This window comes from Acinetobacter sp. UBA5934, from assembly GCF_002430855.1.
Classification (GTDB): Bacteria; Pseudomonadota; Gammaproteobacteria; order Pseudomonadales; family Moraxellaceae; genus Acinetobacter.
This window is the reverse complement of sequence record NZ_DJDC01000156.1, coordinates 32,719-52,325: the sequence shown is the minus strand read 5'-3', so window position 1 is coordinate 52,325 and position 19,607 is coordinate 32,719. Positions and strand designations below refer to the sequence as shown.

Sequence of the window (19,607 nt, the reverse complement as noted above, 5' to 3'; positions counted from 1 at the left end):
TCAATAATTTATTTAAATTTTCTCACTTCGGTTTTATTAAGGTTATATATATGTTTAAACAGAGTCTCAGCGTGAAAGATCAGTTTGGTGTTAAACGCTCTATTCAAGCAACAGTGGATCATCAGTTTGCCAATACGCAATCTCATGCGAATATAAAACATATCACTGTTGATGGTGAAGATATTCGTCCTAGTTTTGAAATGTTTTTCCAGAGCACTATAAGCGGAAAAATTTTTAAAATTGCATAAATAATGCGAATTTTCAATTCGTACTTTTTTATGTGTATCATTGGAAGGTAGAGAATAACTCCATCAAATTGGAAGGACTGATTTCTTTATTAGGCAAAATTCAGTCCTTTTAATTTAAACTGGAATATTAAATCGTATACATAACCATTACAAAAATAATTGTTTATGATTAAAATTTGGTGCAGCTATAGCATCTACTACTAGCCATGATTTATTGAAATTTAAAGTGAATTTTAATGGTTGCTTTGCTTCAAATTCACCGATTCTATGGTCATGAAGTTCAAAGAAAAACCCCCTTTAACCTTTCAAATTGAGTACTATTCTGAAAATTTGAAGATTCTTTTGAAAAGTTATAAATTTGTTCTTGGACTACTCCCAGTATCCTAGACATGAGACAGCCTTATTTTGAAGCTGCTTCAAAGGCTTCTGGCTTCATCCCATTAAAATGCGAATGAAGCCTGATTCGATTGTAAAACATCTCAATATATCAAACATATCTGTACGGGCCGTTTCTAGAGTTTTATAGATTCGCTTTTTAATTCTTTCCTTCTTCAAGCTGCTAAAAAAGGATTCAGCAACGGCATTGTCCCATGAGCAGTATACTGCGCAAGTGAGTGTATATGATCAGGTTCATTTGGCCTAAGTCGCCACACTGCCATAAAACCCAGCGTGATGCGACGATAACCGTAGATACCATAACTGACCTTATAAGAAGACCGGATCAGTTGTAATAACCGCTTATCTTCAATAGTCCTGCCTGATTCAGGTTCATGCAACCAGGCGTAATAGGCGGCATGAGCAATCTTAAGAACCCGACACATCGTTTTAATCTTAAATTGATGGCAATATTCCAGGATAAACTGATACTTTACTCGGGCAGGCTTGCAAAACGGCGTGAAAGCAGTGCTTTCACTTTAAGATATCTCGCTCTTCTTCAGTTTGCTTAAGCTGACTTTTCAGATGAAGGATCTCTTTCTTTGCTTCGTGTAGTTCATGTTCATCAGGGTTGTTGCGTAAAGCCTGTACGGCATTTAGCCATTTATAAATGCTGTGCTGCGATACATCTAAACGTTCCGCCACATCAGTGACAGAATATCCACGTTCAGTAATCAATTTAACAGCTTCATCTTTAAATTCTGGGATGTATCCTTGTCCACTCATCAGGTTATCTCCTATGCAAAAAGAATAGACGAAATTTGTCTAGGAGAGTGGTGGCAGTCCAAAGTATTCTCTTTAAATTCGCCACTTTTAAGCAGTGTGAAAGATCTTAAATTTATTGGTGAATTACATCAATTTTTAGCTAACTTCTTCATTGCAGTCGTAGGTTTACATGCCTGTGCTGAATTAATCCACCATTTTATTTTCAAAGATAATGTATTAAAAAGTATGTTTTTTAAAAAAATGAAGTGATTTAGATCTATAAAATAGCCATAGTGTTCACCAAGAACAACATGCTTTATCGATATAAAGCATGCCAAATATTTCTATAAACTTGTTATATTTCTCGAATTGAAAGTATTTAGATCATATAAAAAGGGTAGTTCTTATGCTACCGCAACATTAAATAATGATCCGATCCAAGCACTGAATAACATGGCGATAATACCCCAAAGCATGACCCGAACCGAACCTCTCCAAATACTTGCACCGCCAGCATAACTGGCCAAGGCCCCCATAATTCCGAGGCTTAACACCCCAATCAGCATGACGCCTTTCTCTAAGTATTGCTCAGGCAGAAGCATGATTGAAATTAAAGGAAATAATGAGCCTACAGTAAATGCAGTGGCTGAAGAGAATGCAGCGCGAAAAGGTTGGGCTGAGGTATGGGCTGAAATACCAATTTCATCACGAGCATGTGCGTCTAAAGCATTGTGGTCAGTCAGTTGTTGCGCGACTTCTTGTGCTAAAGCAGGTTGTAATCCACGCTGTATGTAAATATTCTTTAGCTCATTTAATTCATGCTCAGGATGGCGTTGTAATTCACGTCCTTCCATCTCCAGATCATTCTTTTCAATGTCTTGTTGTGATTTAACGGAGATATATTCACCCGCAGCCATTGATGCAGCCCCAGATATTAATCCGGCGACACAGGTGATCAGTAAAGTGTGGGTAGATGCTCCACTGGCCGCTATTCCCACCACAAGACTTGTGACTGAAATAATCCCGTCATTTGCCCCCAGCACAGCCGCACGCAACCATCCAGCACGTTCGAAATAATGTTTTTCAAGATGATATGAATGGCGCATAATGTATATTCCTTTTTTATTATCATGCTGATTATAGTTGAATTTATTGAATTTGTAGATATTATTATTGGCTTATTCAAAAACCTTGCTTAACAAGAAAGGATAATAGTTCGCGGCTCAGCACCCTGTGTTACAAACACAAGTTAAAAAAATATTTTGAGTACTTGATCAATTATTTTACGAGCGTACTAAAAGATTTTAAAAGCTAATTTTACTTAACCTAGTACTTAGTAGATCATTTATTCCCTTTAATCCACAAATTTAGAGGTACTGATAATCCGTCCTAATGTTCTCTCCTATACAAAAAAATAGACAAAATGTATCTGGGGAAGACATAGTAGTCCAGTGAATGAATATAACAGTCTTATTTATAAATTAATTTAACTACAAATAATGACGAGAAATAGGAAAATGATTTCACTTCTAGTGGAGTAAAGTGAAATCATTTTAGAATGTTGACTAAAACATATAATTTTATAAGAGCCAGGTACTTTTGGTTGATGTACTGTGCTTTTAAACTGAACTGGAGAAACTCTTTGCGCGCTGTTCACTATAAATTTTTGATAATTATATTGCTCATGCTTGCAGCGGGTTTTGCTGTATTTCGCTGGTGGCAGGGGCCCTTGTTGCCAAGTTATACCGTGACTTCAATGCCCTTGGTGCAAACTGTAGTGGCGACCGGGCGTGTAGCGACGGTATCGCGTGCACAGATCGGCAGTGAAATTACCGGTGTAGTGCTGGAACGTCGGGTTCAGGAGGGTGACCAAGTTGCGCCGGGTGATCTGCTTTTAGTACTGAAATCGGATGAACTTACTGCTCAAGTGCGCCAGGCCGAGCTTGCACTGACTGAGTTAGCCAGCAGCAGACGTCCACAGGCAGCAGCAGAATTGGCGACTGCTAAAGCTCAGCTGGAACAGGCTAGCCGCGAAGCAGCACGTAGACGCAATTTAGAAGCTGGCGTACTGTCAGCAGAAGAAATAGAAAAGGCCGTTGAAGCGGAAAGAGTCGCTCGCAATAATTATGAAACAGCGCAATTAAAAGCAGCAGCATTGGCATCGGGTCAAGTAGAGGAAGCCAAGCTTCGTGAGCAACTTGCTGCAGCACAGGCGCAATTGGCCAAGACTAAAATTCGCTCTACAGTCGCGGGTAAAGTACTGACACTTGATGTGGAGCCGGGTGATCTGATTCAGCCTGGTCAGACCTTATTTACCGTTGCACTGGATGGCAATACGGAAATTCGGGTGCCGCTGGATGAGCGCAATTTATCCCGGCTCGCCTTAAAGCAAAAAGCCGTTGTCATCGCAGATGCTTACCCAGAAAAGACTTTTCCTGCCCAGATCAATTTTATTGCACCGAGCATTGACCCACAGCGTGGTACGGTCGAAGTTAGATTAACCGTGGATCCAGTCCCTGAGTTTTTGCGCCAGGACATGACTGTTTCGGTGAATGTCGAAACTGACCGACGTGAGCGAGCCCTGGTGATCCCAAATGATGCTTTAAGTAGTATTAAGGGAAATAAGGCTGTGGTGCGGCTGGTACGGGATGGAAAAATACAGCATCAGCAGGTTACTTTAGGTTTACGTGGACTGGCCATGTCAGAAGTGGTTTCAGGTTTGAGTCAGGGAGATCAGATACTGGCTGATGCTGAATCTAAATTAGAAGATGGTGCACGAGTACGCTTGAAACCGCAAAAAATGGCATTAGCGAATCAAGCTGATGATACAGATAGCAAAAATGAATTACCGGTGAAATTCGATTGAAAAACTTTTTCGGGCGGCTTTGGACGGAGTGGACTATCGCAATCAGTTTTTTGCGAGAAGGGCGTGCGCAATCTATTATGATCACGGTGGGCGTCGCCGTGGGTGTTGCCGTGATCGTGTTTATTAGCGCTTTAATTCAAGGGCTACAGTCGAATATTGTTGAACGCACTTTGGGTACTCAGGCGCATATCCGTTTGCTGTCACCGGATGAAGTGAATCTGATTGTGCCGCCTGCACCCGGTACGATACAGCTATTGCAGGAAGATAAACGTGCACAGCGACTTCGTTCAATCAATAACTGGCAGCAAATTACCGAAACCTTGGATCAGTTGCCGGTATTGACTGCTGTATCACCTGTGGTGTCGGGGCCTGCCTTTGTACAGCGCGGTGATGCGGTCGAATCGGTCGCCTTGGTTGGTATTAACCTGGAACGTTATCAACAGATTATTCCCTTAAAAGAATATTTAACCAGTGGTCAGCTAAGAATAGGCGCGGATGATGTGCTGATTGGCATTCAATTGGCCAAAGATCTGGGTGTACAAGTCGGTAGCAAGTTGCGACTGGATACCGGTCAGCAGAACAGTGCAGTGGTGAATATTGCCGGAATATTTGAACTGGGCGTGCGCGAACTGGATTCGCGTTATGTCTATCTGGATTTGAAACAGGCACAGTCCTTACTCAGTCTGCCGGGCGGTGTAACCGTAATTGATCTCACCATCGCAGATATTTTTGAGGCAGATAATGTGGCAGCACAGATAGGACGCCTGACTTCATTGAAAGCCGAAAGCTGGATTAAAACCAATGCACAGCTCATGAATGCAATTACCGCGCAGAGTCTATCGACCAATATGATTATTATATTTGTTGCAATTTCAGTGGCGTTTGGCATTGCCAGCGTGATGTCGGTCAGCGTGGTGCAGCGAACCCGGGAAATTGGAATTTTACGTGCAACCGGTGCAACCCAATCTCAAATCTTAAGAGTTTTCTTATTTCAGGGGGCAATCTTTGGCCTGCTCGGTTCGATTCTCGGCAGCGTGGTCAGTTATGGCTTAGTCTGGGTATTTAATAACTTTGGTCCAGGTTTGTTTTATATTCCGATCTCGATCAACCTGGTGATATTGGCCTTGTTGCTGGCTACATTGACCGGTGTATTGGCTGCGGCTGTGCCATCGCGACGGGCAGCGGCACTTAATCCCGTGGAGGCAATTCGTCATGTCTGATCAGTCTCAGGAAGTATTGCGTTTAGAGGGGCTGCGTAAGTCTTATAATATTGGTCAACCCAATGAAGTTGAGGTGCTGCATGGCATTGATCTGCGGATTGAGCGCAATGATTTTGCTGCACTGATTGGTCCTTCTGGTTCAGGCAAAAGTACCTTATTGAACATTCTGGGTTTGCTGGATAAACCCAGCAGTGGCGAGCTATATTTACTGGGTCAGGCCACCAGTGGCATGGATGATAGCGGACGCACGGCACTGCGCGGCAACAGCATTGGTTTTGTGTTTCAGTTCCACCACCTTATTCAGGCCTTTACCGCCTTGAATAATGTACTGATGCCGTTAATGCTGACCCGAGGCAAGCCGGACAAACAGGCATTAGAGCGCGCGCGTGAATTGCTGGCTGCAGTGGGCTTGGAAAAATTTGCTGACCGTAAACCGAATGAACTTTCCGGTGGGCAGCAACAGCGGGTGGCGATTGCCCGCGCCTTGATCACTGAACCGGCCTTACTCTTGGCCGATGAGCCTACAGGTAATCTGGATACCCAGACCGCTGCCGAAATGTTTGAGCTCTTTCGTAAAGTTCATCGTGAACGCGATTGTGCTGTGCTACTGGTCACCCATGATCCACGCCTGTCAGCTACCTGTGATCGAACCATTAATCTGGTGGATGGCCGTATCGAAAGTGATTCAAAAAACTAAGTTTGGCTTATCGAGATTTATGATCATTCTGGTGGGAGAACCAGCTCAAGACTCATCCCTTTGAGGTATTGTAAATTTGGTATGTACTGCTATGTGGAGTCAGTAACGAAATAATAATTGATCAGCCTCAGTCTTCTGTTTGGCAATTATTTTTTTGCCAGAAATGACAGTGATAAAACCTTTTCAATATAGAAGCTAAATTAAATATAAAAAATTAAATTCAGCATTTAAGGTATTTTTTGTTTTCTGTATTGTTCGATTTAATTCAATTACAGACATTCAAAGCAAAAAAGCACAGTGAAAAGATCAATAAAATAATCTTTGAATTAGTCAATAAACGTATGAGCTAAATTCAGGTAGCGGATATCTTGCAGATCATGAATCAGACCGCGGCTAAGATCTTGATTAAAATAAATAGTTATTCATATTCTAGATGCCTTAAATTACTCAGAAATACGTTTAAATCAATAAAAATACAATTATGAAATAGGTCTATTCCATTTTTTAGTTAAATATAGAAAAGGTGTCGAATAACTGAGTTCGACTGATATCGGAACATATTGAAGTTTTGCTAAATAGCCTAAGTTCTAATCTCCATGAAGAGGTGAAATGATGAATATTGCAAAGAATACGATATGCCTTTGGTACGAGAATGATGCAGAAGGCGCTGCACGATTTTATGCGGAGACCTTCCCAGATTCATACATCGGTGCGATACATCGTGCACCAGGAGATTATCCATCTGGGCATGAGGGTGACATTATTACCGTTGAATTTACAGTACTGGGGGTTGCATGCCTCGGACTAAACGGTGGGCCAGGATTTAAGCACAGCGAAGCGTTCTCATTTCAGGTGGCAACCGAAAGCCAGGAAGAAACAGATCGCTACTGGAATGCAATTGTCGGAAATGGCGGTCAGGAGAGCGAATGTGGCTGGTGTAAGGACAAGTGGGGAATCTCTTGGCAGATTACTCCAATCGCGCTAATTAAAGCATATACCAGCCCTGACCGTGCAGCCGCCAAACGCGCATTCGATGCCATGATGACGATGAAGAAAATTGACATTGCTGCAATAGAAGCAGCATTTCATGGTTGAGATGTAAGTGATCTGAAAACTCATTCGAGTTCAGCCTGCTTGATTAGATGGCTTAACTCAAAGCATTTTGAACGGAGCTAAATTTACAAACCAAAGCAAATTGCAGAAGGTTTTTATCAGTTGCCTGATGAGAGATTGCAAAGTTAAAGTCTTCACTATCTTCAACAGAGGTCAAAGCAGCCGGAGCTGCTTTTTTATTGCGAAGATTAAGCTGCAACGAGATCAGTGGTAATCAGTTCAACACCTGAGGCTGCCTGGATTTGTTCTAGAGTCACATCCTTTGCAAGTTCAATCAGTTTCATGCCTTCAGCAGTAATGTCCATGACCCCCAGTTCAGTGATGACACGGTTAACCACGCCTTGACCCGTCAGTGGCAGGGTACAATGTTTCACGATTTTCGGGCTACCATCTTTCGCACTATGCTCCATCAGGACCACAACTTTTTGTACGCCAGCAACCAAGTCCATCGCACCCCCCATACCTTTGACTTTTTTACCAGGAATCATCCAGTTTGCAAGATCACCTGTTTCAGACACTTCCATCGCGCCTAAAATCGCGATATTGACATGACCACCGCGAATCATGGCAAATGATTCAGAGCTTGAGAAAAATGCCGCGCCTTGACGTGCAGTGACTGTCTGTTTACCCGCGTTGATGAGGTCAGGATCAACGGTGTCTGCCGTGGGAAATTCATCGATACCGAGCAAGCCATTTTCAGACTGCAGCCAGACGTTGATGTTGTCCGGAATATAGTTGGCCACCAGTGTCGGCAGACCAATACCTAAATTGACATAGAAGCCATCTTCAAGTTCAAGTGCCGCACGCTGTGCCATTTCATTACGTGTCCAAGCCATGATTATGCCTCCACCTTTAACGTCATTTGTTCAATACGTTTTTCTGGGCTTGCATTCAAGACAATACGATTGACATAAATACCCGGTAGGTGGATGTCATCTGGATCAATTTCACCAATTTCAACCACCTGTTCCACTTCAACCACGGTGAACTTGCCGGCAACAGCACATTCCGGGTTAAAGTTACGTGCCGTTTTACGGAACACTAGATTGCCAGCTTTGTCTGCTTTATAGGCTTTCACCAAGGCCACATCGGCAGTCAAGGTATCTTCAAGAATATATTCCTGACCATTAAAGATGCGACTTTCTTTGTCTTCGGCAATGAGAGTGCCGACACCGGTACGGGTGTAAAATGCAGGAATGCCTGCACCGCCTGAACGGAGTTTTTCAGCCAATGTACCTTGTGGAGTCAGTTCAACTTCGAGTTCACCATTTAAATATTGGCGTTCGAATTCTTTATTTTCACCCACATAAGATGAAATCATTTTTTTGATTTGTTTGGTTTGTAATAACTTACCCAAACCAAAGTCATCGACACCCGCATTGTTGGAAATACAGGTCAGATTTTTAACCCCAGTATCTTTGAGTGCTTCAATCAGTGCTTCAGGAATACCACATAAACCAAAACCACCTACCGCAAGGGTTTGACCATCGGCAACAATGCCTTCCAAGGCTTCTGCTGCGCTTGCAACCAGTTTATTCACGTGCTTAATCCTTTAAATCAATGATCTACTTTTGCAGCTGCTGAGTTATTTTCAAGCTCGTCTGCATGTAAGAAATGGGTATGGTGTGGGGCACGTTTGGTTTTTGACCATTCTTCCAACATCTCGTGTTTCATTTTTTCGCTAATCATGGCGATTTTTTCAGGTGCTTTTTCATCATCATATGCCAACTCTAAACGGTGACCATTTGGATCGAAGAAGTAAATGGAATGGAAAATGCCGTGATTGGTAATGCCCAAAACATTTATGCCATTGGCTTCCAAATGTGCTTTGGCTTCAATTAATGCCGCGCGGTCTTTAACCTTTAAGGCAATGTGCTGAACCCATTTTGGGGTGTTTTCATCACGCCCCATTTCAGGTTGGGTTGGCAGTTCAAAGAAGGCCAAAACGTTGCCATTACCGGCATCTAAAAATAAATGCATGTAGGGATCAAAGGCTTTGGTCGATGGCACATGATCTTCGGCAAATGCCAGAATAAAGTTCATGTTGAGATTTTTTTTGTACCAGTCCACCGTTTCTTTGGCATCTTTGCAACGGTATGCAACGTGGTGAATTTTTTCAATTTGTATTGCCATTTTGAATGTCCTTTTCTTGAAATTAAGCCGCGTCTTGCTGTGCTTCTGGAGCAGCCTGCTGAAATGCTGCGAGGGTGTTGCAATGTTGATAAATCGAGGTGATTTTTGGATAAGCAGTTAAATCCACATTAAAACGTAAGGCGTTATAGACTTGTGGAATCAGGCAGCAATCCGCAAATGTCGGCTGATTGCCAAAACAAAAACGTCCATTGGAATTGTGCAGTAAGGCTTCCAAAGTTTTAAAGCCAAGCTCTACCCAGTGGCGATACCAGGTATTTTTTTGCTCATCTGAAACTTGCAACGGGCCTGACAGATATTGCAAAACTCGCAGGTTATTCAGTGGATGGATGTCACAGGCAATGGCGAGACTGAAGGCACGCACCAAAGCTCGCTGCTGAATATCTTGTGGAAGCAATGCCACTTCAGGGTGTTGCTCTTCCAGATATTCCAGAATGCTCAGCGACTGACTGAGCTGAAATTCATCATCTATTAGAGTGGGTACCAATTCCGCTGGATTCAGCGCTTTATAAGCTTCACTGTGCTGTTCGCCGCCGTTATTAACTAAATGCACGGGAATATAATTGGCATTTAAACATTTTAAATTCAGTGCAATGCGAACCCTATAGGCCGCAGAGCTACGAAAATAGGTATAAAGTTGCATGGCTTTGATCCCCGGTATTACTGAAAATCAAACTGAAGCGCAGGCAGGATTTTGCCAGTCACTTCGCCAAAACCAATGCGTAAACCGTCTTTTTCACAATGACCTTTCATAATCACGCTGTCGCCATCCTGGATGAAGGTACGTTGTTCGCCATTGGACAACATCAGTGGCTTCGTCGCATTCCAGGTAATTTCGAGCAGTGAACCATAAGAATCTGGAGTTGGACCTGAAATGGTACCTGAACCCATCAGATCACCGACTTGTACGTTACAGCCTGCAATCGTGTGATGTGCCAATTGCTGCGCCATCGACCAGTACATGTATTTAAAATTGGTTTCACAAATCACATCGGCCTGCGATGCTTGTTCCGCTTGAATTTCTACAGACAGATGGATGTCATAGCTGTTTGCGGCATGATCTTCACGTAAATACGCCAGAGGCTGCGGCTCTTGAACAGGTGAGCTGGTTTTAAAAGGCTCAAGTGCTTCTAAAGTCACAATCCATGGCGAAATGGAAGAGGCAAATGTTTTGGAGTTGAACGGACCGAGTGGCACATATTCCCATTGCTGTAAATCACGTGCCGACCAGTCATTAAACAGCACCATACCAAAGATGTGATCCCATGCATTTTCAATCGAAATCGGCTCACCCAATGTATTTGGTTTGCCAATGATAAAACCGGTTTCAAGTTCAAAGTCGAGTTTGCGGCATGCTGAAAATTGCGGACGTTCTTCATTTGGCAGTTTGATCTGACCCGATGGACGCACAATGTCGGTACCGCTGACAATCACTGAACTGGCACGACCGTTATAGCCGACAGGCAGTTCTGACCAGTTCGCAAGCAGGGCATTTTTCGGGTCACGGAACATGCAGCCCACATTGGTCGCGTGTTCTTTTGAAGAATAGAAATCGGTATAGCCCGGAACATGAACTGGCAAATGTAAAGTGACATCGGCCTGCTTAAAGAATGCCTGTTCACGAAGTTCAGCGTTATCACGTAATTCAGCATTGTCTGCAGACAATAAATCTTGCAATTCTGCGCGAACTTTTGACCAGTTGGCTTTGCCTGAATCAATAAATTTGTTCAAGGTCGGCTGATTAAAATACTGTTCACCCGCTTGAATGGCTAAATAGCCTTTAGCTTCCAATGCGGCAAGATCAACCACCCATTCACCCAAGGCCACCCCAATACGACGTGTACCTTCAGGCGTTTCACTAAATACGCCGTAAGGTAAGTTCTGGATGGGGAAATCTGAATCCTGAGCAACCTCAATAAACGATTTTAACTGGTGAGTCATGTCCATGTTCCTTATGTAAAACCACCGGATTGCATGCAACCCTGATATTCATTTTTGCGTCTAATGATCTGGAAATTAGGCTGATAATTAAATATAAAAATATTAAAAACAATGGCTTATATATTTTTATAAAAATTCATGCTTCTGATGTCCAAGACCTATTGATTTTTGGGATTAATCTCATCATACTGATTTTCATAAATTACGCAATACATAAATTAATTACGTATAACGTAAATTTAAATAAAATGAATTGAGATTTCTCGATGCTCTCATTCAATCTGGTTCTTGGTAATCAGATGGCTTCGGGTAGAATAGACGTCATAGAAAATGAGAGTTATCGACTAATGTCTGAAGAAAAAACACAAGGTGGTGTGCAATCCTTAGAAGTGGGTTTGGGTGTGCTTGATGCTTTAATTGCGCATCGTAATCCCATGATGCTGAAGGAACTGGCGGAAGCCTTGACCATGCATCCGGCAAAAGTGCATCGCTATGTGGTGAGTCTGGTGCGCATGAATTATGCTAAGCAGCTTGAAGATGGACGTTATGCCCTGGGTGATCAGGCATGGCGGCTAGGCCTGCAATGCATTCAGCGTACCGATGTGATTCAGGCAGCACAGCCGTATATTCAGGCTTTGCATCGTGAAATTCACTGTGGCTTACAAATCAGTCGCTGGACCTCGCAAGGGCCATTGATTGTGCAGTTTATTGAACCTGATCAGCCGGTATCGGTCATTACTCGTGTCGGTTCGATCATGCCACTTTTGAACTCGGCAACCGGTCGCGCATTTGCGAGCTTTATGCCAGAAAATATGGTTCGTCCTTTACTTGAACGTGAATGGCAGAACAAACAACAACAGGGCGTACAGGTTTATCCGGCAAACTGGAACGAATTTTTAGAGATGAAACAGGGTATTGTGTTACAGGGCGCAGCGACTGTTTCAGGCGATATGTTGGTGGGTGTGAACTCATTTTGTGTCCCGGTATTTAATAGTCATGGCGACATTGAGTTCTGTATTGCAGCACTGGGTAATGAGGCGTATTTGCCGATGGACTTTGAACATGAAAAGGTTCGTGTTTTAAAAGCTACAGCGCAGGCACTCACAGATTTTGTAACGAAAGGGCAAGCGTAGCAAAGCGCTACGCATAGCCAATAGCTGCAAAGGATCTGCCAGCATGATTGCGAAATAAAAGAATGAATTACACCTTCAATTGCAGTGTATTACGCGGGTTGAATGGTTAACAGTTTAATTAAACGATTGATATCGTTTTCGCATAATAAGGACAAGGAGTTCGAAATGCATTTTCCAGCAACGCAGCCACGAAAGTCTCTTTATTACCAATATCAGGTGTTTCCACATTTTCATAGTCAAGAACCTGTCATCACTGACGCAGAAACCGTCACTGTGGTCGGTGCAGGTCCAATTGGCATGACTACTGCGCTGCTGCTGGCAAAGCAGGGCGTGAAAGTGATTTTGCTGTCCTCAGAATTACAGTTGTCTGAAGGAAGCCGCGCCCTGGTCTATACCAAACGTTCGATGGAAATTTTGCATGCTGTGGGTGCTGCTGAAAAAATTATGTCGAAAGCCTTACCTTGGACGCATGGTAATTCTATTTACAAAGGCCAAGTGGCTTTCCGTATGGAATCACCGACCTCTGAACATGACCAATATGCGCCATTAAATAACTTGCAGCAAAACTGGCTTGAGCACTTCTTGCTGGAAACCATACATGAAAATGACAACATTGAAGTGCGTTGGGGCAATAATGTGGTCAATCATGTGCAACAAGATGATCAGGTGACTTTAACTGTTCATACCCCTGAAGGTGAATATCAACACACTTCGAAATGGGTAGTGGCCGCTGATGGTGGCCGTTCACCTATTCGCGAACGCATGAAATTAAGAATGGAAGGTGCGAGCTACGAAGGTCGCTTTGTCATTGCCGACATTCGCATTAAACTGGATTATCCAACAGAACGTCTGGCATATTTCTCTCCTGACTGGAACCCTGGTAACACGATCCTTATGCATCGTGAACCGGACAGCATTTGGCGTTTTGACTATCAGCTTGATAGCACTGTGACCCCTGAAGAAGCCTTAAAACCTGAAAACCTGCATAAAGCGGTTCAGGACCAATTAAAAATGATTGGTCAGGATCACCTTGAGTGGGAAATGGACTGGAGCACGGTATATTCAGCACGTGCCTTAACCTTAGATAATTATGTCCAAAACCGCATTATATTTGTCGGTGATGCAGCGCATTTGCTTCCAATCTTTGGTGTACGTGGTGCAAATACCGGTTTCCAGGATGCCCAGGATCTGTCATGGAAACTGGCAGCAGCTGTGAAAGGCTGGGCAGCGGAATCGATTTTAGGCAGTTATACCTTTGACCGCGTCGGGGCCGCGCGCGAAATTATTGCCGAAGCCGGTAAGTCGACACGCTTTATGGCACCACCAACCGATGGCTACAAGTTACTTCGTGATGCGGTGCTGTCACTGTCACTTGAACATGAGTTTGTCCGCCCACTCTATCATTGGCGTACTTCGCGTCCACATGCCTATACACATTCACCCTTGAACAGTCAGTTTGATGATAATGCACAGATGTCTGAACAGACTGAAAATGGGGCATTAATTCCAAATATTAAGTTTGCGGATGGCAGCTATTTGTACAGTTACATCTCAGGCAGATTCTCGGTATTAGCGATCACTGAAAACGGACAGTTGCCGCAGGCTTTGGTACATGAAGTGGAACAGCTGAAAGCCAAAGATATTCCGGTACAGCTGATCGCTTTGAATATTGATGGTCAAAAAGTAGAAGCAGCAGACCGTAACCTTGCCATCAATACCGATATTGCTCAGCAGCGTTTACTGGCACAATCAGGCGCAATCTATCTGGTGCGTCCAGGTCATCATATTAATGGCCGCTGGTTAAACTATCGAGAAAATGCTTTAACCCAAACCTTTGAACAATTCGCCAATGTTGAAAATGGAGTAGCCGCATGAGCCTAATTGCAATTGATGATTTAGAAAAAGTCTATGATCACTTGGCTGAAAGCCTGGATTCAATACCTGCCGAAAAACGTGAGCTATTTTTGGTGAAATTGGCTTTACTCAGTGCCAATCAGCTTCAAGATGGATCTGTGTTTCAGCAATTGATTAATCAAGCCAAAGTGTTTGAAGACTAAAATTCTTTTAACCCTCAAAGTCTCTAAGTAGCAGCATGGCGGCATGCTTAGGGACTTTTTAATATTGAGGGGAAAAAGGTGAAATAATAAAAGCTTAAAATAACTAATAGATTTATCAAAACGCCATGATTAGGCTACATGAGTCTAATCATTCGGAATGATCGGACATCATAGCCAGCTTTATAAATGAGCTATGAGCAGCCAATTGATAGCCACTTTTATGGAAATCTATTTCTTATCCGTAATTCAGATTAAATCTACACTGATGTTTAAAGTAGATCTTTGCTTTCATATTCAGAAAAAAGGTCAAAACAGATTTTTCTAAGCCATTGCAGATTAGGGTTGTTGTGTTGTCTGGCATGCCAATGTTGCTTGACACTGTATTGAGGAAATGAATACGGTGGGGTCAGGATTTTCACGTCACCATGGGAAGCGAGAAAACGACTCAGATACCGCGGAACTGTCGCGATTGCATCTGTGTATTTAATCATGAGTCCAACACCCAGATACCCCGGCAACTTCATGAGGATATTACGTTTGATGCCTATTCTCTGCAATTCATGCTCAATCACATAATGCCCGCCAGTCGCTAAAATATCGATATGCAGTTCCTGGCTAAACTCTTCATTGCTTAAGCTATGGTGCTTTAATCTGGGATGTTCAGGGCTACAGATAACTGAATATTGCTGTTTAAAAAGTGTCTGCTGATAAAAACCCGCTTCCAGCTGCGGTATAAAACCAATCGCCAGATCAATGTCACCTTCAGCCATTTTTAGAGATGTATCCGTATCAATCGGCACAATGTTCAAGCGTATATTCGGTGCATGTTCACGTAGATAGTTGACCAGTTTAGGCAGCAGTACCAGATGACTGATATCGGTCATGCTGATCTTAAACTCGTAATTTGATGTCAGTGGATCAAAATCAACATTGAAATGATTGATCAGTTTCAGGTTGCTTAAGAAATCGACTGCAATCGGATAAATATCCTTGGCCAGATCGGTCGGTTCCATACTGTTGCCAATGCGCACAAAAAGCGGATTATTAAAATGTTCACGCAATTTATTTAAGCCAATACTGAGCGTTGATTGGCCGGTATTCAAAGCATCTGCAGCCTTAGAAACACTTCTATGTCTATAAATTTCATGAAAAATTTGTACCAGTCTTGAGTCAATGTCCATATTGATGCGTGCTGTATTGATTTTATCAATACAGCCTATTCATTTTCGCTTATGTATTCAAGACATTCTGATTGTTAGATTGGATTCAAGTAATTTTTTATCAGTCTTTCAATGAATGAAAGCGATTTGAGCAAATCAGGATGAGATTAAGCAGATGGAACAACTGGCGAGATTAGAAGATTTACCTCAAACCTATATTGATCATTTAACCCAATCCAATTTAGTCCCACTATGGCCAAGCCTGCGTAATGTATTGCCTCCTAAACAACCCGTGCCGCTGACTCAAGCGACAGCCTGGCATTACAGTGACATCAAGCCTTTGTTGCTTGAAGCAGGTGAACTGACCCCGATTGAAAAGGCAGAACGCCGCGTACTGGTTTTGGCCAATCCGGGACATGGCCTGGAAAATATGAAAGCAACATCGTCAATTTATTTGGGCATGCAACTGTTGCTTCCAAATGAATGGGCGCCATCACACCGACATACGCCAAACGCAGTCCGCTTGGTGGTTGAAGGTCAAGGTGCTTTTACTAGCGTGGAAGGACAAAAATGCCGGATGGAGCATGGTGATTTAATTCTTACGCCGTCAGGTTTGTGGCATGAACATGGTCATGATGGCGATGAGCCAGTGATCTGGCTGGATGTTCTCGATTTGCCACTGGTGTATTACATGGAAGCTTCCTATGTTGAAGGTGGCGATGTGCAGCAGATTCAAGGCACAGATCTGGGCCATCACTATGCCAAAGGCGTGGTTCCAACGGTACATTTCGTAAGACAAAACGCCAATTATCCGTTGTTACGTTATGCATGGATAGACACTAAAAATGTATTGGATGCTTTGGCTGCAGATGCAAATCATCAGGTACCTGCACAGGTCAGCTTTATTAATCCCGAGACAGGTCAGGACTGTCAGCACATCATTGGCTATTCCGCAATTCGCGTCGCGCCGAATGAAACGGTACAACTGACACGTCGATCTGCTGCACAAGTCTTTCATGTCATTGAGGGACAGCTCGGCATTTCAATCAATACCGATCATTTTGACCTGGCACGTTCAGATACAGCATGCACGCCGTGTTTTGCCCAGATTGATTTAATCAATAGCAGTGAACAGCCAGCCTATGTATTTGTTGCGGATGAAGCACCGCTGCAGAAAAAACTCGGTTTGTATTCAACCCGACCACGCAGCGTCTAGTTTTTAAGGAAGAAAAAAGATGTCAAATCAGAATATGCCGATTTTAGTTGCCGGAGGCGGTATTGGCGGCTTTGCAGCTGCACTCGCTTTGGCTAAGCGTGGTTTTAAAATCCAAGTCTTTGAACAGGCGCCCGAAATTGGTGAAATTGGCGCAGGGATCCAGCTGGGACCGAATGCTTTTAATGCTTTTGATGCGCTAGGTATTGGTGACCGAGCACGTGCCCGTGCTGTGTATACCGATTATATGGTCATGCATGACGCGATTGATGAATATCAGGTCGGTCGTATTGAAACCGATGAAAAGTTTATTCAGCGTTTTGGCAATCCCTATGCCGTGATTCATCGTGCCGACATTCATGGCTCTTTGGTTGAAGGAGCACATGAAATCGGTGATATCGAGATCATCACCGATTGCCGTATTGTTAATGTTGAACAAGATGAAAATAGCGTCACGATTACAGACCATAAGGGCAATAGCTATAAAGGTCAGGCACTGATTGGCGCTGATGGTGTGAAATCCGTAGTGCGTGAAAAATATGTCGGTGATCCGGCGCTGGTGACAGGCCATGTGGTGTACCGCGCCGTGGTACCTAAAGCGGAATTTCCGGAAAATTTACAATGGAATGCGGCCAGCATTTGGGTCGGACCGAATTGCCATTTAGTGCATTATCCGCTACGTGGCGGTGAAGAATATAACGTGGTGGTGACTTTCCACAGCCGCGAACAGGAAGAATGGGGCGTAAAAGATGGCTCTAAAGAAGAAGTGCTGTCTTATTTCGAAGGCATCTGTCCAAAAGCGCGTCAGCTGATTGAATTGCCTAAATCCTGGCGCCGCTGGGCAACGGCAGATCGTGAACCGATTGATCAGTGGAGCTATGGTCGCGTGACGCTGCTTGGTGATGCCGCACATCCAACCACACAGTACATGGCACAAGGTGCCTGTATGGCGATGGAAGATGCCGTGACCTTGGGCGAAGCGCTACGCATCAGCAATAACAATATTGTTGAAGCATTTGAAATTTATCAACGTGCGCGAGTGGCGCGTACAGCACGTATTGTTCTGTCTTCACGTGAAATGGGCAAGCTGTACCATGCCAAAGGCGTACAGCGCATGGTACGCAATGATTTATGGCGCGGACGCAAAAGCGAAGGTTTCTACGAAGCAATGGCCTGGCTATATAGCTGGAATGTCGATAACTGTCTGGACGCAGCTAAGCACTATACAGGAACAGCAGCATGAAAATGTATGGTTTTTTCCGCAGTGGCACATCGCACCGAACTCGGATTGTGCTGAACTTGAAGCAGATTTCTTATGAGCTGCTTCCTGTTTCACTGATGAAAAATGAGCATCATCAAGCAGAATTTAAAGCCATCAATCCACAGGGTTTTGTGCCGGTGCTGGCAGTCAATGATCAGCAGCTGATTCAAAGTCCGGCCATTATCGAATGGTTGGAGGAAACCCATCCGGAACACCCGTTATTACCGGTTGATCCTATCGCGCGTGCAAAAGTGCGCGCCTACGCTGCATTGGTCGGCTGTGATATTCATCCAATTAATAACAAGCGAATTTTGGAATATCTGCGCAATACCTTGTCGCTAAATGATGAGCAAGTTCAGAGCTGGTGCCAGCACTGGATTGATGAAGGCTTTAGTGCATTGGAAAGTCTGCTTGTCGCAGATTTGGAGCGTGGTAATTTTTGCTATGGTCATACACCGACACTAGCCGATGCTTACTTGATTCCACAGGTGGATTCATCAAAACGCTTTCAGGTGGACATGAGTAAATATCCACATATTCAGCGTGTTTATGATGCATGTATGGCTTTGCCAGCATTTCAGGTAGCAGCGCCTGCCAGTCAGCCTGACGCAGTTTAAACAAATTATAGAATTGAAAACTAAGGAAAGAACATGAGTTTTGTATTTAACCCAATGCCAATTGTCGGTCTTGCTGTCAAAGATAGCCAGGATCTGTTCCCGGTACGCCGTGTTTATTGCGTCGGTCGTAACTATGCAGCACATGCACGTGAAATGGGTTTCGATCCAGACCGTGAACCGCCATTTTTCTTCTGTAAGCCAAATGATCCACAGTCGATTGTACCGGTACCTGCAGGTGAGGAAATCTCAATTCCGTATCCGGAACAGACCTCAAATTACCATTATGAAATCGAGCTGGTCGTGGCGATTGGCAAAGACGGTAAAAATATTTCAGTGGAAGAGGCTGCCAACTATATTTACGGTTATGCAGTAGGTCTGGACATGACCCGCCGCGATTTACAGATCGCACAACGTGAAAAAGGCCGTCCATGGGAAGTGGGTAAAGCATTTGATTACTCTGCACCGGTGGGTTTGATTCACCCTAAAAGTCAAGCAGGTGAGTTAAATAGCGGTGATATTCATTTAACCGTCAATGGTGAGACCAAACAGCGTAGTGATGTGAGTCATTTAATCTGGAATATTGCAGAAACCATTGCTAATCTTTCGACTTTATTTGAACTGAAGCAGGGCGATTTAATCTTTACCGGCACGCCAGAAGGGGTTGGTACTGTAGTCAAAGGGGATGTCATGCATGCGGATATTGCTGGACTGACTGGCATCACGGTGAAGGTCAGCTAATCAGAAAACAGCCCGCTGATGACCCGGAAAATTAAAAAATGGGTCATCTGTC

General features: G+C 43.6%; 19 protein-coding genes and 2 pseudogenes. 13 read left to right on the top strand and 8 right to left on the bottom strand.

All coding sequences use genetic code 11. The features are described 5' to 3' along the window. Positions 1–50 precede the first annotated feature (50 nt). Positions 51–248 carry a hypothetical protein gene (locus B2Y23_RS11005; protein ID WP_291370802.1) on the top strand — a complete coding sequence of 66 codons (198 nt, stop codon included), beginning with the start codon at positions 51–53 and terminating at the stop codon, positions 246–248. Positions 249–648: 400 nt separating this feature from the next. On the opposite strand, the pseudogene B2Y23_RS11000 reads toward B2Y23_RS11005, so the two are convergent. Then, positions 649–1,409: pseudogene (locus B2Y23_RS11000) on the bottom strand (transposase). Positions 1,410–1,469: 60 nt separating this feature from the next. Here B2Y23_RS11000 and B2Y23_RS10995 point away from each other — a divergent pair. Continuing rightward, positions 1,470–1,658: pseudogene (locus tag B2Y23_RS10995) on the top strand (cytochrome b); the annotation flags it as partial. Positions 1,659–1,792: 134 nt separating this feature from the next. Here the strand turns inward: B2Y23_RS10995 and B2Y23_RS10990 are convergent. Then, the gene (locus tag B2Y23_RS10990; RefSeq protein WP_291370800.1) at positions 1,793–2,494 is read right to left on the bottom strand and encodes a VIT1/CCC1 transporter family protein; all 702 of its coding nucleotides are present in this window, start codon (positions 2,492–2,494) and stop codon (positions 1,793–1,795) included. A gap of 536 nt (positions 2,495–3,030) precedes the next feature. Here B2Y23_RS10990 and B2Y23_RS10985 point away from each other — a divergent pair. The 4 genes from B2Y23_RS10985 to B2Y23_RS10970 all read left to right on the top strand — a co-directional run bounded on the left by B2Y23_RS10985 (position 3,031) and on the right by B2Y23_RS10970 (position 7,266). After that, positions 3,031–4,254 carry an efflux RND transporter periplasmic adaptor subunit gene (locus B2Y23_RS10985; RefSeq protein WP_291370798.1) on the top strand — a complete coding sequence of 408 codons (1,224 nt, stop codon included), beginning with the start codon at positions 3,031–3,033 and terminating at the stop codon, positions 4,252–4,254. Further along, complete coding sequence (locus B2Y23_RS10980; RefSeq protein ID WP_291370796.1) at positions 4,251–5,474, top strand: ABC transporter permease; 1,224 nt, start codon at positions 4,251–4,253, stop codon at positions 5,472–5,474. The genes B2Y23_RS10985 and B2Y23_RS10980 overlap by 4 nt, the downstream gene beginning before the upstream one ends. Further along, a complete protein-coding gene (locus tag B2Y23_RS10975) occupies positions 5,467–6,171 on the top strand; it encodes an ABC transporter ATP-binding protein (RefSeq protein WP_291370794.1) in 705 nt (234 codons plus the stop codon). The genes B2Y23_RS10980 and B2Y23_RS10975 overlap by 8 nt, the downstream gene beginning before the upstream one ends. A gap of 612 nt (positions 6,172–6,783) precedes the next feature. After that, positions 6,784–7,266 (top strand): VOC family protein, encoded by a 483-nt coding sequence (locus tag B2Y23_RS10970; protein WP_291370870.1) that lies wholly within the window; start codon positions 6,784–6,786, stop codon positions 7,264–7,266. 206 nt (positions 7,267–7,472) lie between these two features. Here the strand turns inward: B2Y23_RS10970 and B2Y23_RS10965 are convergent, their stop codons facing one another. Genes B2Y23_RS10965 through fahA form a run of 5 tightly spaced genes read right to left on the bottom strand, consistent with a single transcriptional unit; the run spans position 7,473 to position 11,376 of the window. Then, positions 7,473–8,120, bottom strand: a complete 648-nt coding sequence (locus B2Y23_RS10965) for a 3-oxoacid CoA-transferase subunit B (protein WP_291354381.1) — start codon at positions 8,118–8,120, stop codon at positions 7,473–7,475. Between the two features lie 2 nt (positions 8,121–8,122). After that, on the bottom strand, positions 8,123–8,824 hold the full coding sequence (locus tag B2Y23_RS10960) for a CoA transferase subunit A (protein WP_291370792.1): 702 nt from the start codon (positions 8,822–8,824) through the stop codon (positions 8,123–8,125). Positions 8,825–8,841: 17 nt separating this feature from the next. After that, positions 8,842–9,417 carry a VOC family protein gene (locus B2Y23_RS10955; RefSeq protein WP_291354383.1) on the bottom strand — a complete coding sequence of 192 codons (576 nt, stop codon included), beginning with the start codon at positions 9,415–9,417 and terminating at the stop codon, positions 8,842–8,844. Positions 9,418–9,439: 22 nt separating this feature from the next. Then, positions 9,440–10,078 carry a maleylacetoacetate isomerase gene (gene maiA, locus B2Y23_RS10950; RefSeq protein WP_291370790.1) on the bottom strand — a complete coding sequence of 213 codons (639 nt, stop codon included), beginning with the start codon at positions 10,076–10,078 and terminating at the stop codon, positions 9,440–9,442. Between the two features lie 17 nt (positions 10,079–10,095). Then, positions 10,096–11,376 carry a fumarylacetoacetase gene (gene fahA, locus B2Y23_RS10945; RefSeq protein ID WP_291370788.1) on the bottom strand — a complete coding sequence of 427 codons (1,281 nt, stop codon included), beginning with the start codon at positions 11,374–11,376 and terminating at the stop codon, positions 10,096–10,098. A 347-nt stretch (positions 11,377–11,723) separates the two neighbouring features. Between fahA and B2Y23_RS10940 the strand changes: the two genes are divergently transcribed. The 3 genes from B2Y23_RS10940 to B2Y23_RS10930 all read left to right on the top strand — a co-directional run bounded on the left by B2Y23_RS10940 (position 11,724) and on the right by B2Y23_RS10930 (position 14,566). Next, the gene (locus B2Y23_RS10940) at positions 11,724–12,509 is read left to right on the top strand and encodes an IclR family transcriptional regulator (RefSeq protein ID WP_291354386.1); all 786 of its coding nucleotides are present in this window, start codon (positions 11,724–11,726) and stop codon (positions 12,507–12,509) included. A gap of 165 nt (positions 12,510–12,674) precedes the next feature. Next, a complete protein-coding gene (locus tag B2Y23_RS10935) occupies positions 12,675–14,384 on the top strand; it encodes an FAD-dependent monooxygenase (protein WP_291354387.1) in 1,710 nt (569 codons plus the stop codon). Continuing rightward, the gene (locus tag B2Y23_RS10930; protein ID WP_291354388.1) at positions 14,381–14,566 is read left to right on the top strand and encodes a hypothetical protein; all 186 of its coding nucleotides are present in this window, start codon (positions 14,381–14,383) and stop codon (positions 14,564–14,566) included. The genes B2Y23_RS10935 and B2Y23_RS10930 overlap by 4 nt, the downstream gene beginning before the upstream one ends. 269 nt (positions 14,567–14,835) lie before the next feature. Here B2Y23_RS10930 and B2Y23_RS10925 read toward each other — a convergent pair whose 3' ends face one another. Further along, complete coding sequence (locus B2Y23_RS10925) at positions 14,836–15,747, bottom strand: LysR family transcriptional regulator (protein WP_291370787.1); 912 nt, start codon at positions 15,745–15,747, stop codon at positions 14,836–14,838. Positions 15,748–15,901: 154 nt separating this feature from the next. On the opposite strand from B2Y23_RS10925, the gene B2Y23_RS10920 reads away from it, so the two are divergent. From B2Y23_RS10920 to B2Y23_RS10905, 4 genes are read left to right on the top strand one after another with little or no spacing between them, the layout of a single operon-like run. Further along, entirely contained in the window at positions 15,902–16,942 is a 1,041-nt protein-coding gene (locus B2Y23_RS10920; RefSeq protein ID WP_291354390.1) for a cupin domain-containing protein, read from the top strand. 19 nt (positions 16,943–16,961) lie between these two features. Then, positions 16,962–18,182 carry a 3-hydroxybenzoate 6-monooxygenase gene (locus B2Y23_RS10915; RefSeq protein WP_291370786.1) on the top strand — a complete coding sequence of 407 codons (1,221 nt, stop codon included), beginning with the start codon at positions 16,962–16,964 and terminating at the stop codon, positions 18,180–18,182. Continuing rightward, positions 18,179–18,817 carry a maleylacetoacetate isomerase gene (gene maiA / locus B2Y23_RS10910; protein WP_291370784.1) on the top strand — a complete coding sequence of 213 codons (639 nt, stop codon included), beginning with the start codon at positions 18,179–18,181 and terminating at the stop codon, positions 18,815–18,817. The genes B2Y23_RS10915 and maiA (B2Y23_RS10910) overlap by 4 nt, the downstream gene beginning before the upstream one ends. 33 nt (positions 18,818–18,850) lie before the next feature. After that, a complete protein-coding gene (locus tag B2Y23_RS10905; protein ID WP_291354393.1) occupies positions 18,851–19,555 on the top strand; it encodes a fumarylacetoacetate hydrolase family protein in 705 nt (234 codons plus the stop codon). Positions 19,556–19,607: the final 52 nt, after the last annotated feature.

Coding starts and splice junctions, on each gene's coding strand:
- B2Y23_RS11005 (WP_291370802.1), top strand. CDS start 51: ATGTTTAAACAGAGTCTCAGCGTGAAAGATCAGTTTGGTGTTAAACGC.
- B2Y23_RS10990 (WP_291370800.1), bottom strand. CDS start 2,494: ATGCGCCATTCATATCATCTTGAAAAACATTATTTCGAACGTGCTGGA.
- B2Y23_RS10975 (WP_291370794.1), top strand. CDS start 5,467: ATGTCTGATCAGTCTCAGGAAGTATTGCGTTTAGAGGGGCTGCGTAAG.
- B2Y23_RS10970 (WP_291370870.1), top strand. CDS start 6,784: ATGAATATTGCAAAGAATACGATATGCCTTTGGTACGAGAATGATGCA.
- B2Y23_RS10965 (WP_291354381.1), bottom strand. CDS start 8,120: ATGGCTTGGACACGTAATGAAATGGCACAGCGTGCGGCACTTGAACTT.
- B2Y23_RS10955 (WP_291354383.1), bottom strand. CDS start 9,417: ATGGCAATACAAATTGAAAAAATTCACCACGTTGCATACCGTTGCAAA.
- maiA (WP_291370790.1), bottom strand. CDS start 10,078: ATGCAACTTTATACCTATTTTCGTAGCTCTGCGGCCTATAGGGTTCGC.
- fahA (WP_291370788.1), bottom strand. CDS start 11,376: ATGACTCACCAGTTAAAATCGTTTATTGAGGTTGCTCAGGATTCAGAT.
- B2Y23_RS10940 (WP_291354386.1), top strand. CDS start 11,724: ATGTCTGAAGAAAAAACACAAGGTGGTGTGCAATCCTTAGAAGTGGGT.
- B2Y23_RS10935 (WP_291354387.1), top strand. CDS start 12,675: ATGCATTTTCCAGCAACGCAGCCACGAAAGTCTCTTTATTACCAATAT.
- B2Y23_RS10930 (WP_291354388.1), top strand. CDS start 14,381: ATGAGCCTAATTGCAATTGATGATTTAGAAAAAGTCTATGATCACTTG.
- B2Y23_RS10925 (WP_291370787.1), bottom strand. CDS start 15,747: ATGGACATTGACTCAAGACTGGTACAAATTTTTCATGAAATTTATAGA.
- B2Y23_RS10920 (WP_291354390.1), top strand. CDS start 15,902: ATGGAACAACTGGCGAGATTAGAAGATTTACCTCAAACCTATATTGAT.
- B2Y23_RS10915 (WP_291370786.1), top strand. CDS start 16,962: ATGTCAAATCAGAATATGCCGATTTTAGTTGCCGGAGGCGGTATTGGC.
- maiA (WP_291370784.1), top strand. CDS start 18,179: ATGAAAATGTATGGTTTTTTCCGCAGTGGCACATCGCACCGAACTCGG.
- B2Y23_RS10905 (WP_291354393.1), top strand. CDS start 18,851: ATGAGTTTTGTATTTAACCCAATGCCAATTGTCGGTCTTGCTGTCAAA.